9 protein-coding genes and 1 riboswitch are annotated in these 13,006 nt (G+C 74.1%); of the genes, 8 read left to right on the top strand and 1 reads right to left on the bottom strand.

From position 1 onward, the window contains the following. Positions 1–142: 142 nt before the first annotated feature. On the bottom strand, positions 143–814 hold the full coding sequence (locus tag GTY84_RS04330) for an AAA family ATPase (RefSeq protein ID WP_161224751.1): 672 nt from the start codon (positions 812–814) through the stop codon (positions 143–145). Between the two features lie 936 nt (positions 815–1,750). After that, positions 1,751–1,845, top strand: a riboswitch (glycine riboswitch). A gap of 151 nt (positions 1,846–1,996) precedes the next feature. Here GTY84_RS04330 and gcvT point away from each other — a divergent pair. The 8 genes from gcvT to GTY84_RS04285 all read left to right on the top strand — a co-directional run bounded on the left by gcvT (position 1,997) and on the right by GTY84_RS04285 (position 12,984). Then, entirely contained in the window at positions 1,997–3,115 is a 1,119-nt protein-coding gene (gene gcvT / locus GTY84_RS04320; protein WP_161224750.1) for a glycine cleavage system aminomethyltransferase GcvT, read from the top strand. Positions 3,116–3,251: 136 nt separating this feature from the next. Then, a complete protein-coding gene (gene gcvH, locus GTY84_RS04315; protein ID WP_161224749.1) occupies positions 3,252–3,629 on the top strand; it encodes a glycine cleavage system protein GcvH in 378 nt (125 codons plus the stop codon). 32 nt (positions 3,630–3,661) lie between these two features. Continuing rightward, complete coding sequence (gene glyA / locus GTY84_RS04310; RefSeq protein ID WP_161224748.1) at positions 3,662–4,924, top strand: serine hydroxymethyltransferase; 1,263 nt, start codon at positions 3,662–3,664, stop codon at positions 4,922–4,924. Positions 4,925–5,027: 103 nt separating this feature from the next. Next, positions 5,028–6,395 (top strand): L-serine ammonia-lyase, encoded by a 1,368-nt coding sequence (locus GTY84_RS04305; protein ID WP_161224747.1) that lies wholly within the window; start codon positions 5,028–5,030, stop codon positions 6,393–6,395. A 502-nt stretch (positions 6,396–6,897) separates the two neighbouring features. Next, a complete protein-coding gene (locus tag GTY84_RS04300) occupies positions 6,898–8,568 on the top strand; it encodes an ABC-F family ATP-binding cassette domain-containing protein (RefSeq protein WP_161224746.1) in 1,671 nt (556 codons plus the stop codon). A gap of 861 nt (positions 8,569–9,429) precedes the next feature. Beyond that, a complete protein-coding gene (locus GTY84_RS04295) occupies positions 9,430–10,707 on the top strand; it encodes an aldehyde dehydrogenase family protein (protein WP_161224745.1) in 1,278 nt (425 codons plus the stop codon). Beyond that, entirely contained in the window at positions 10,704–11,213 is a 510-nt protein-coding gene (locus GTY84_RS04290; RefSeq protein ID WP_161224744.1) for a hypothetical protein, read from the top strand. The genes GTY84_RS04295 and GTY84_RS04290 overlap by 4 nt, the downstream gene beginning before the upstream one ends. An 82-nt stretch (positions 11,214–11,295) precedes the next feature. Further along, on the top strand, positions 11,296–12,984 hold the full coding sequence (locus GTY84_RS04285; RefSeq protein WP_161224743.1) for a thiamine pyrophosphate-dependent enzyme: 1,689 nt from the start codon (positions 11,296–11,298) through the stop codon (positions 12,982–12,984). Positions 12,985–13,006 lie beyond the last annotated feature (22 nt).

Here is a 13,006-nt window from a genome sequence, read left to right as displayed (position 1 = left end):
GCCTACCGCCTGCCTCGTACCGCTCGTGTGCCGCCACAGGCTACCCGCCCGCGCCGCCGGGCCCCAGGGCCCCGCGGAATCGGGGCAACGGGCTTACGGGCGGCGGCCGTCGGCCGTCACCGGGCGCCCGCGCGGGCCCGGCTCAGGCGGTGAAGGCGAGGGTGCGCAGGGCGGTGGCGGCGGGGCGGTCGAGGAGGGTGGCGGAGGCACAGCCCGGGGGCGGTCCGCCGGCCAGGGAGCGCAGGAGGCGGGCGGTCGTCGCGCGGTGCCGGTGGAAGGCGTAGCGGGAGACGCCCCGGCCGCGGGCGCGCTGCCCGGCGAGGGCGGTGCCCGCGGCCACGTCGAGGACGACGAGGTGCAGGGCACCGCCCCGGCGGCGGGCCCAGCGGGCCAGCCAGCCGCGCACCCAGGGCTGGGTGCCGCAGTCGTGCACGACGACGCCCTCGCCGGAGCGCAGGGCGCGGCGCAGCCCGGCGTAGTGGGAGAGCCGGACCAGCGGGCGGTAGACGGCGTAGGGCAGGGCGCGCGGCACCCGGCGCTCCCAGCGGTCGCGGGCGTCCTGGGAGTCGATCCGCCGCCCCCGGACGGCGCGGCGCATCAGCGTGGACTTGCCGCTGCCGGGCAGCCCGGCGACCACGACCACGTCCCGGGGCCCGAAGCGGAGGGCGAACGGGGCGGGCCGACCGCCGGCGCGGAGGTCCCGGACGCGGGGCGGGGCGGCCGGTGCCGCGGACGGGCACGCGGCGGCCGACGGCGCGGACGGGCGCGGGGCCGGGGTGGGGCCCGGGCCCCCCGGGGCGAGTGGACGGGCCACGGCGGCCGGTGACGCGGACGGGGACGGAACCGGGGCGGCGGCTGGAGTGTCCCCCGGCGGGACGGACGGGACGGAAACGTGCGGGTCCGGCACGGGCACGCACGCCACGCCGGCCGGTGACGCGGACGGGCGCGGGGCCGGAGTGGGGTCCGCGCCCCCCGGGGCAGGCGGGCACGCCACGGCGGCCGGTGACGCGGACGGGCGCGGGGCCGGGGCGGCGGCCGGGGTGTCCCCCGGCGGGACGGACGGGAGGGGAGCCCGTGCCCCGTTCGGCGCGGGCGGGGGCCTGCGGTCCGCGACGGGGCGCGCTCCGGTGGCGTCTAACGGCCGGGGTGCGGGACCCGCGGCGTCCGGGGGGCCGTCGGGTTGAGAGTGCGGGGCGCCGGAGGTTCCCGAGACGCCCGGTGTCCCAGGGACACCCGGAGTTCCGGGGACACCCGGGGTTCCGGGGACACCCGGAGCTGCGAGGGTGGCGGGGACACCCGGGGACGCGGGGACACCCGGGGCGGCGGGCGTCATGGGCGTCGCCGAGGTCGCGGCACCGGGCGTCCGCGCCCCCGCCGAGGCCGCCGGGACCGCGCGGTCGGCGCCGGAACCCGCCGGGCGCTCCCCCGCCGCCCGCGTCTCCGCCGCGCCCTCCCCGGGGCGCGCTCCCCCGCCGCTCCCCCTCTCGCCACCGGCCGCGCCGTCGTCCGCGCGGGGCTTCGGCGGCAGCGCGGTGCCGGAGGTCGTGGCGCACGCCGTGGGCCTGTTCACCGTGGTCGTCCTCCCCCTGGGGCGTTTCACGCGTCCCCTACCCCGCCGAGTGTAAAGAGAAGGTAATGCGGCAGTCTCGCGTTTCCGTGCGCGCGGTGCCACGGGTCGGTTACGGATCACGGTCTGCCACCAGGGCGCCCGGCGTGCGATGATGGCGGCGCCAACTGCATACCGGCCGTTTGAATCCGCGCGGGAGAGTCCCCGGCAGTCGCCGGGGCGCCGAAGGAGCAAGTCCCTCCCTTGAATCTCTCAGGCACCGTTACCGCGCGGGCGAGGCACATCTGAAAAGCGGGCCGCCCCGGCGGCCCCACCCAAGGTGCAAACCCTGATCGCCGTGTTCCGGTGGTCCGGGCGAACCTCTCAGGTTCCGATGACAGATGGGGAGGACCACCTCGCCCGTGCCGTCCTGTACCTGGGAGACGACCGATGAGCAGTACCGAACTCCGCCGCACCGCGCTCGATGCCACGCATCGCGCGCTGGGCGCCACGATGACCGACTTCGCGGGCTGGGACATGCCCCTGCGTTACGGCTCCGAGCGCGACGAGCACATCGCGGTGCGCACCAGGGCCGGGCTGTTCGACCTCTCCCACATGGGTGAGATCGCGGTCACCGGCCCGCAGGCGGCGGCCCTCCTGGACCACGCCCTGGTCGGCAACATCAGCGGCGTGAAGCCGGGCCGCGCCCGCTACACGATGATCTGCCGCGAGGACGGCGGCATCCTGGACGACCTGATCGTCTACCGCCTGGGCGAGACCGACTACCTGGTCGTCGCCAACGCCTCCAACGCCGGGGCCGTGCTGGAGGCCCTCACCGCCCGCGCCGCCGGCTTCGACGCCGAGGTCCGCGACGACGGCGACGCCCACGCGCTGCTCGCCGTGCAGGGCCCGGAGTCCGCGGGCATCCTGGGCAGCCTCACCGACGCCGACCTCAAGGGCCTGAAGTACTATGCCGGGCTCCCCGGCACCGTCGCCGGCGTCCCCGCGCTGATCGCCCGCACCGGCTACACCGGCGAGGACGGCTTCGAACTGTTCGTGCGGCCGGAGCACGCCGCACGGGTGTGGGAGGCGCTCACCGAGGCCGGGAAGGACGCCGGACTCGTCCCCTGCGGGCTGTCCTGCCGCGACACGCTCCGCCTGGAGGCGGGCATGCCGCTGTACGGGCACGAGCTGAGCACCGCGCTGACCCCCTTCGACGCCGGGCTCGGCCGAGTGGTCAAGTTCGAGAAGGAGGGCGACTTCGTCGGCCGCGCCGCGCTGGCCGAGGCCGCCGAGCGGGCGGCCGCCGAGCCGCCCCGGGTCCTGGTCGGCCTGGTCGCCGAGGGCCGCCGGGTCCCGCGCGCCGGGTACGCGGTCGTCGTCGACGGCCGGACCGTCGGCGAGGTCACCTCCGGCGCGCCGTCCCCGACGCTGGGCCGGCCGATCGCCATGGCGTACGTCGACGCGGCGCACGCGGCCCCGGGCACGCCCGGCGTCGGCGTGGACATCCGGGGCACCCACGAGCCGTACGAGGTCGTGGCGCTCCCGTTCTACCAGCGTCAGAAGTAGCCACCCGCCGACGGCGGGCACCCCGGGCGTGCGGTCCGCCGCCCCCGTGCCCGCGCGCGCCCGCGCCGCCCGGGGACATACCCGGTCGGGTCACCCCGTTCACCAGCACTCTTCCGCGTACAGGAGAATTCAGGCCATGAGCAACCCCCAGCAGCTTCGCTACAGCAAGGAGCACGAGTGGCTGTCGGCCGCCGAGGACGGCGTCTCGACGGTCGGCATCACGGAGCACGCGGCCAACGCGCTCGGTGACGTCGTGTTCGTCCAGCTCCCGGCGGTCGGCGACTCGGTGACCGCGGGCGAGACCTGCGGCGAGCTGGAGTCGACCAAGTCCGTCTCCGACCTGTACTCCCCCGTCTCCGGTGAGATCACCGAGGTCAACGAGGACGTCGTCGGCGACCCCTCGCTGGTGAACTCGGCCCCCTTCGAGGGCGGCTGGCTGTTCAAGGTGCGCGTCACGGACGAGCCGGGCGACCTGCTCTCCGCCGACGAGTACGCCGCGTTCGCGGGCGCCTGACCGGTCCCGAGGTCCTGAGAGGTCACCCACGCATGTCGCTACTGAACACCCCCCTGCATGAGCTGGACCCCGACGTCGCGGCGGCCGTCGACGCCGAGCTGCGCCGCCAGCAGTCCACCCTGGAGATGATCGCCTCCGAGAACTTCGCGCCGGTCGCGGTGATGGAGGCCCAGGGGTCGGTCCTGACCAACAAGTACGCCGAGGGCTACCCCGGCCGCCGCTACTACGGCGGCTGCGAGCACGTCGACGTGGCCGAGCAGATCGCCATCGACCGGGTCAAGGAGCTGTTCGGCGCCGAGCACGCCAACGTGCAGCCCCACTCCGGCGCCCAGGCCAACGCCGCCGCGATGTTCGCCCTGCTCAAGCCGGGCGACACCATCATGGGCCTGAACCTCGCCCACGGCGGGCACCTGACCCACGGCATGAAGATCAACTTCTCCGGCAAGCTCTACGACGTCGTCGCCTACCACGTCGGCGACGACGGCCGGGTCGACATGGCCGAGGTGGAGCGGCTGGCCGAGGAGCACCGGCCGAAGCTGATCGTCGCCGGCTGGTCCGCCTACCCCCGGCAGCTCGACTTCGCCGCGTTCCGCAAGGTCGCGGACGCGGTCGGCGCGTACCTCATGGTCGACATGGCGCACTTCGCCGGTCTGGTCGCGGCCGGGCTGCACCCCAACCCGGTGCCGCACGCCCATGTGGTCACCACCACCACCCACAAGACGCTGGGCGGCCCGCGCGGCGGTGTGATCCTCTCCACGGCCGAGCTGGCCAAGAAGATCAACTCCGCCGTCTTCCCCGGTCAGCAGGGCGGTCCGCTGGAGCACGTGGTGGCCGCCAAGGCCGTCGCTTTCAAGGTCGCCGCGAGCGAGGAGTTCCGGGACCGCCAGCGCCGTACGCTGGAGGGTGCCCGCATCCTGGCCGAGCGCCTGGTGCGGGACGACGCGCGGGCGGCCGGCGTCTCCGTGCTGACCGGCGGCACGGACGTGCACCTGGTCCTGGTGGACCTGCGCGACTCGGAGCTGGACGGCCAGCAGGCCGAGGACCGCCTCCACGAGGTGGGCATCACCGTCAACCGCAACGCCGTCCCGAACGACCCCCGCCCGCCGATGGTCACCTCGGGCCTGCGCATCGGCACCCCTGCCCTGGCGACCCGCGGCTTCACCGCCGAGGACTTCGCCGAGGTCGCCGACGTGATCGCGGAGGCCCTCAAGCCGTCCTGCGACGTGACGGCGCTGAAGGCCCGGGTCACCGCCCTGGCCGACAAGCACCCGCTCTACCCCGGGCTGAGCGGCTGACCACCGCCGCACAGCACACGGTGCGGGGCGCCGGGCCCGCCACGAGCGGGACCGGCGCCCCGCGCCCTCCCCTCCGCACCACCCCCGCCTCAGAGGAGTCCCCGTGGCCATCTCGGTCTTCGACCTGTTCTCGATCGGCATCGGTCCGTCGAGCTCCCACACGGTCGGCCCGATGCGGGCGGCCCGCATGTTCGCCCGGCGGCTGCGCAACGAAGGGCTGCTGGGCTCCGTCACCACCGTCCGCGCCGAGCTGTACGGCTCGCTCGGCGCCACCGGCCACGGGCACGGCACGCCCAAGGCGGTGCTGCTCGGGCTGGAGGGCGAGTCGCCGCGCACCGTGGACGTGGAGCGCGCCGACGAGCGGGTCGACGCGATCCGCGACTCGGGGCGCCTGCGGCTCCTGGGCGAGCGCGCCATCGCCTTCTCCTACGACGACGACATGGTGCTGCACCGCCGCAAGGCCCTGCCCTACCACGCCAACGGCATGACGATGCGGGCGTACGGCACCGGGGGCGAGGAGGTCCTCGCCAAGACGTACTACTCGGTCGGCGGCGGCTTCGTCGTCGACGAGGACGCGGTCGGCGCGGACCGGATCAAGCTCGACGACACCGTGCTCAAGCACCCCTTCCGCACCGGTGACGAACTGCTGCGGCGTGCCGAGGAGACCGGGCTGTCGATCTCCGCGCTGATGCTGGAGAACGAGCGGACCTGGCGCGACGAGGACGAGATCCGCGCGGGCCTGCTGGAGATCTGGCGCGTGATGCGGGAGTGCGTGGCGCGCGGCATGTCCCGCGAGGGCATCCTGCCGGGCGGCCTCAAGGTCCGCCGCCGCGCCGCGACCACCGCGCGCAAGCTGCGCTCCGAGGGCGACCCGCAGGCCCTCGCGATGGAGTGGATCACCCTCTACGCGATGGCCGTGAACGAGGAGAACGCGGCCGGCGGCCGGGTCGTCACCGCCCCCACCAACGGCGCCGCCGGGATCATCCCCGCCGTCCTGCACTACTACGTCAACTTCGTGCCCGGCGCCGACGAGGACGGCGTGGTCCGCTTCCTGCTGGCCGCCGGCGCGATCGGCATGCTGTTCAAGGAGAACGCCTCGATCTCCGGCGCCGAGGTCGGCTGCCAGGGCGAGGTGGGCTCCGCCTGCTCGATGGCGGCGGGCGCGCTGGCGGAGGTGCTGGGCGGCTCGCCGGAGCAGGTGGAGAACGCGGCCGAGATCGGCATGGAGCACAACCTCGGCCTGACCTGCGACCCGGTCGGCGGCCTGGTCCAGATCCCCTGCATCGAGCGCAACGGCATGGCCGCGGTCAAGGCGGTCACCGCGGCCCGCATGGCGATGCGCGGCGACGGCTCGCACAAGGTGTCCCTGGACAAGGTCATCAAGACGATGAAGGAGACGGGCGCGGACATGTCCGTCAAGTACAAGGAGACGGCGCGCGGCGGGCTCGCGGTGAACATCATCGAGTGCTGAGGCTCCGGGCCCCGGCCGCTGCCCCCGCGCCCTCCGGCACCGCCGGAGGACGCGCCCCGCGCCCCCCGCCCCGGCGGAACCCCCGGGCCCCCGCCCAAGGAGTGTCAGGGCCCGGCGTCCCTGGCCGCCCCCCGGGGGGAACTCCCTTTCCACCGGGTGGGGAACGGGCCGCCGCACCGGGCCCCTCCTCCCCGGCCGGGTCCTTGCCCCGCTTCGCCCCGAGCGCCTAGGGTGGTCGGCGGTCCTGTCGTCTCCGTCAGAGGTGGACCTTGTAGCTCCGAGGTTCCGATCATCACGCCGCCCGGTCGTTCCGCACGTCCCTCACGTGCGACGCCGACCCGTGCGCTGCCCGTGACCCCAAAGGACGCGACCTCGGTACGCCATGCCCTCCCCCGGACCCTCCGGGCCGGACGGCACGCCCGCCTCCCCGTCGGTCCGGTCATCGCGTGATGCTCACCCGCGCCGCCGCATCTCCGACAGCGTTCGCCCTCGCGAGGACCTCATGACGATCAGCAGCCACGCCATCTCTCCGTCCGCGACCCTCGTCGCCAGGAGCCTCGCCGCCGACCGCGGCGGCCGTTCCCTGTTCTCGGGGGCGGACTTCGTCGTGGCGCCCGGCGACATCATCGGACTCGTCGGGCCCAACGGGTCCGGGAAGTCCACACTGCTCAGGTTCCTCGCCGGTCTGGAAGCGCCGGACCGGGGAACGGTACGGCTGTCCCCGGCCACCGCGACCGTCGGCCATCTGCCGCAGGAGCCCGAGCGCAGGCCGGACGAGACGCTCCGGGCGTTCCTGGCCCGCCGTACCGGCGTCGCCGCCGCCCGGAGCGCGATGGACCGGGCCACGAGGGAACTCGCGGACGGGGTGCCGGGCTCGGACGACGCGTACGCGGAGACCCTGGAGCGATGGCTCGCCCTGGGAGGCGCGGACCTGGAGGAGCGCGCCGAGCGCGTCATGGGCGCACTCGGCCTGAACGTGGGTCCCGGTCGGGCCATGACCGCGCTCTCCGGCGGCCAGGCCGCCCGCGCGGGACTCGCCTCACTCCTGCTGTCCCGCTACGACGTGTTCCTCCTCGACGAGCCGACCAACGACCTGGACCTCGGGGGCCTGGAGAGACTGGAGGAGTTCGTGCGCGGACTGCGCGCGGGCGCCGTCGTCGTCAGCCACGACCGCGCGTTCCTCACGCACACCGTCACCAGGGTCCTCGAACTCGACCCGGTGCAGCAGCGGGTCACCCTCTACGGCGGTGGCTACGCCGCCCATCTGGACGAGCGGGAGGCCCTCCGCCGGCATGCCCGGGAGGCGTACGAGGAGTACGCCGACCGGAAGTCCGCGCTCGAAGCCCGGGCCAGGACCCAGCGCGCCTGGGCGGAGAAGGGGGTCAGAAGGGCTCGCCGCGCGTCCGGCGACAACGACAAGATCGGCCGCAGGGCCCGCGTGGAGTCCAGCGAGAGGCAGGCCGTCAAGGCGCGACAGGCCGAACGGCTCATCGAGCGCCTCGATGTCGTCGAGGAACCGCGCAAGGAGTGGGAGTTGCGCATGCGGATCGCCGCGGCGCCGCGCTCCGGCGCGATCGCGGCCTCGCTGAACGAGGCCGAGGTGCGGCGCGGCGCCTTCACGCTGGGCCCGGTGACCCTGCGGATCGACTGGGCCGACCGGGTCGCGGTCACCGGCGCCAACGGCTCGGGCAAGTCGACGCTGCTCGCCGCCCTCCTGGGCCGGCTGCCGCTGGTCGCGGGCGAGGCGGCGCTCGGCCCGGGCGTCGTCATCGGTGAGGTCGATCAGGCGCGCGCGCTCTTCCAGGGCCCGACAGCCCTCTTCGACTCCTTCCGCGCGGCCGCGCCCGACACCGGTCCGGCCGATGTCCGCACCCTGCTCGCCAAGTTCGGCCTCACGGCCGACCACGTCATGCGTCCCGCGTCCACGCTCTCCCCCGGTGAGCGCACCCGGGCGGCCCTCGCACTGCTGCAGGGCCGGGGGGTCAACCTCCTCGTCCTGGACGAGCCGACCAACCATCTCGACCTGCCCGCCATCGAACAACTGGAGTCGGCCCTGGGCACCTACCCGGGCACCCTTCTGCTGGTCACCCACGACCGGCGCATGCTCGACTCGGTGCGCGTCACCCGCCGCCTCGACATGGCCGACGGCGGACTCACCGAGGTACCGGTGTGACCGCCGGGCGGCCGCCGCGAGCGGCCGCCCTCCCCACCGGCACATGGCGGACCGCCGTCCAGGACCGGTCCCGGCCCGTCCGGGCGAGGCCGCACACGGCGGGGCACCCCCTCCACCGAATCGCAGGAGAAACCGATCCGCACCGCACTCGTCCGGCCACGCACACCGAAGAGGCCGTCCGGACGGCCGGAAACTTGGCGCGATGTCTTCGCCGGGGCAGTCGTGCCGCGTTGCGCACGGCGAAGTCCGGCCCCGTCCCCATGGTTCTTCGGCCAAGAACGCGACCGGGTTTCCCCGCGGACCCCATGGCACCGACCGGCCCCGGTCCGGCCACCAGCCCACTTTCCCCGCAGACGCCCGGGAGGAGCGGGAAGCACCTTCAGGATTTCGGCCAACTGTCACCGCGGGCCCGCTCGGCCGCGCAGCGGCACCGCACCGCCGCATTCAGCGCCCCGGGCGCCCCTTGAACATCCGAATGGTCCATCGCCCCCTTCCCTTATACCGCGCAGCGTCCCTCACCGGGCAAGAGCAAATGGTTCACACCATTACCCCATAATGGACATTGCGCTTTTCCGGTACGCCCTTCCCGAGGGAGCGTTGACAAGCAGATGTTCGCTGTGGACGCTATTGATGCCGGAGATCACGTAGCTCGCCGATTCAAGTGGGGAGGTGTCGACGAATTGCCGGGCCGCCCCAACTCCAGCGGCACCGTCAGCGCCGACTCCCTTTCCTCCCGGGCCCGACCACCCTCCCCAGCAGTGAACGCGGCGCCCGAGGTTCGCCCGCCCACTCCCCGCAGCAGGCAGCCGGCTCCGTTTCGGGTTTCGTCTGCGGCCCGCCGAACGGTCAACCATTCCATACGTGCGAAACGCCACCGCCGAGGGGGAACTCTTGCACGTCGCGTCATCCGGAAGCCGAACAGTCGAAGCGGAACCCGATCTGGACCACATGGGGTTCCTGTGCGATACATGGGCCGACTTCCTGCTGGAACGCTCCGAGGATCTCACCCGATTACTCACGGAGATCGCCACCCGGGACAGCGCGGTCGCCGAACTGGACTCCGCGATCGCCACACTGCGCGGCGGCCGTGCGGAGATGCGGCAGTTCGAGGGCACCACCGGTGGCCGTGTCTGCACCTTCCTGCCGTCGAACAACGTGCTCTATTCGTATGTCCTCTTCGGCCTGATGCCCGGACTGTGGAGCGACGAGGTGCTGATCCGGCCGTCGGCCCGGACACGCGAGGCGGTGTTCGCCCTCCACGGGATCCTCGCGGGTCTTCCGCACAATCCGGTGACCATGGCCGACGTCTCGCAGCGCGAGTTCGTCGCACTGTGCCGCGAAGCCCGGACGGTCGTCTTCACGGGACGCTACGAGAATCTTCACGCGATCAGAGAATCGATTCCTTCCGCGGTGCCCATCCTGGGATTTGGATCCGGACCCAACCCCGTGGTGGCCGGCCCCTTCGCGGATGTCGCCGAAGTGGTCCGCGAGACCACCTCGTCCCGGCTCTTCAACGGCGGTCAGGACTGCCTCTGCCCAGACCTGCTCATCGCGCACTCCTCGATATACCCGGAACTCAGGGAGCGGTTGGCGCATGCCTTCGCCGAGGTTCCCCGCGCGCCCAGGGAGCGGCCCGGGCTCGTCATTCCCCCCATGTTCTACAACGACGCGTTCGAAGCGGCCTCCGCGTTCATCGAAACGCACCGGGAAAAGGTCTTCAGCGGCGGAACGGTCGATGAGCGGAACCTTCGGCTGGAACCGACCGTCGTCGAGTTCCCATGCCTTTCGGAAACACATCCGCCCGAACTCTTCTCCCCGGTCATCTGCCTGACGAGCTACCACGAGGCCACCGAGGTCCGCGCCTGGCTCACCAGCGAGACGGAGACCGAACGCGGAATGTACGTCAGTGTGTACGGTGAGCCCGGCCTGCCCGACCCCGTCCTGGGCACCTCCGTCAACTGCGGCCCGCGGACCTCCTTCCAGGCCGAGGACGGCAACCGCCCCTTCGGCGGCTACGGCAGACGGGCCAGCGCCCGCTGGCAGGCGGGCGAAGTGGCGGCGCGTCCCCTGCTGCTGTCCAGGGAGGCCGGGCCGCACCCCGCCGCCGACGCCGTCGGCACCCCCCTGGTGGCGCGATGACCGGCGCGGGCCGGCACCGGCCGTCCCGGTCGCGGAGCGTCGTCCGAGCCCTCCCGGCGCCCGGGGGCGGACGCCCCCGGGCCCCCGCCCGGACGCCCCGCGTCCCCGAGCCCCCGTGGTGGCGCGAGGCTCCGTCGGCCGTCGCCGAGGTGCTGGCCGGGCTGCCCGGCCTCACCGGCCGCACCCCCCTGCACTTCGCCGTCGCCGAATACTGCGCCGTGGCCGGAGCCCTGTACCAGCGGCGGGTCGAGGGACGGAAGTACCGCATCCGGCCCTCGGCCTCGACCGAACTGGAACCCAGCCGCCTGCTGATGGCGTACTCGGAAGGTGCCACCGGCGAGCACGAGGCCTACTTCCACTGCGGTGCCCAGGACCTGGAGGCGGCCGAAGGGGCCGCCCGTGCCGCCCTGGTGGCGGACCCGTCCGAGGGTGCCGCGGTCCTGCGGGTCCGTTGCTCGGAATCCCGGTTCCATCTGACCGGAGTGCTCCTCTCCCCGGAGCGGTAGGCCGGCGGGGCGCGGTGGGGACCCGCGGGACGGGCCGGCACAACCCATGCACGCACGCGTGAGACCGAAGGGGCGACTGTCAGTGGCAAACGGGTTCTGGGACTGCATGGCGGCGGAGTTCGGCCGCCTCGGTGTCAGCACGGTGGTGGGGTTCCCCTCGGACCTCCCCTGCCTGGTCGACGCGGCCTCCCGGCGCAAGGACTTCCGCACCCTCGTGCCGCGGGACCAGCGCATGCTGGGCTGCGTGGCGGCCGGTTACACCCGGACCGGACGGCGGCCGGCCGCGATCGAGGTCTCCACCGGCCCTTCGGTGCTCAACGCCCTCACCGGCCTGGCAGAACTGGCGTCGCTGCGGCTGCCCGCCGTACTCGTCACCACGGCCACCGCCCGGGAGCAGCGGGGCAGGGCCGCGTTCCAGGAGGTGTCGCAGCGGGAGCTGCTCGGGCAGTTCGCCGTCTGGTACCACGTGCTGGCCACCGGTGAACAGCTCCGCTGGGCGGTCGAGTCGGCCGTGTGGCAGTCCACCGGCCCCCGCCCCGGGATCGCCGTCATCGAGGTGCCCGCCGACGTCGCCGCGGGCGGCGCGCCCGGGCCTGCCGACAGCGCCCCGCGCCCCGCCGCCCCCGCGGTCCCCCGTCCGCTCCAGGCGCCCGCCGAGGAGCAACTGCGGCACGCCGCAGCGCTGGTGGAACGCGCCCGGCGCCCCCTCGTCGTGGTGGGCGGCGGCGCGCACGCCGCCGGGGCGGGCCCCGCCGTGGAGAGGCTGGCCGCGGAACTGAACGCGCCGGTGTTCTCCACGGCGAGCGGCCGGGGCACGGTTCCCGAGACCGGTGACCGGTTCCACGACGCGGTTGGCGACTACTGCGGACTGATCGGCCTGTACCGCGAGGAGGGGATGGAGGACACGCTCCGCCGGGCCGACCTCGTGCTCGCGTTCGGGACCCGGCTGGAGGAGACCGCCCGGGACGGCTGGGACGAACTCGTCGGTGACACGGCCGTCGTGCGGATCGACACCGACCACGAGGCGCGGCTGCACGGCACCCCGGCCGCGTGCTTCCTCGCGGGCGACGCGGCCCTCACGGCGGAAGCGCTCCTCGCCGCGTCGGAACGGGACACCACGGCCCGGCGGACCGCGTGGGGCGAGGAATGGCGTGCCGCCAGGAACCGCCTGGCCGAGCGGGACGAACCCCTCGGCATGGTGCCCGCGACGCTGCGGGCCCTGTCCCGCGAGTACGGCGGCAGCCGCTGGTGCGTCGTCCAGGAGAACGGACTGCACGACCTGTGGGGATATCACTACACGCATCTCCAACTGGGGCCCGAGGGAACGGCCGTCACCCCGGGCGAGCAGACCATGATGGGGTTCGCGCTGCCCGCCGCGGTGGGCGTACACCTCGCGGATCCCACCATGGAGACGGTGGTGACCTGCGGTGACGGTGCCCTGGAGATGAGCCTCGCGGCGCTGGCCACCGCGCGCCGGGCCGGTGTCGGGCTCACGGTCATCACCTGGGACAACGGCGGCTGGGGCTGGCCCCGGGCCGAGCGCGAGGACACCGCGCCGCTGATGTCCTTCACCGACCGCTCCCGGACCCTTCCCGCCCTGGAGTCGATGTTCGACGACGTCCAGCGGCCCGGCGCGCCCGGCGACCTGGAGCACGCGCTCGCGCGCGCCCGTGGGCACGCCGGGGCCGGGCGGCTCGCCCTGGTGGTCGTCCGCGCGGACGACGGGGACCTGCCGCCGGCCGCCCGCCGGGGCCTGGTGCGGCCGTCATGAGCGGGCGGCGCCGGACCGTGCG

Source organism: Streptomyces sp. SID8352 (genome assembly GCF_009862265.1).
Classification (GTDB): Bacteria; Actinomycetota; Actinomycetes; order Streptomycetales; family Streptomycetaceae; genus Streptomyces.
The sequence above is the reverse complement of the archived record's forward strand: the minus strand, read 5'-3'. Positions and strand labels throughout refer to the sequence as shown.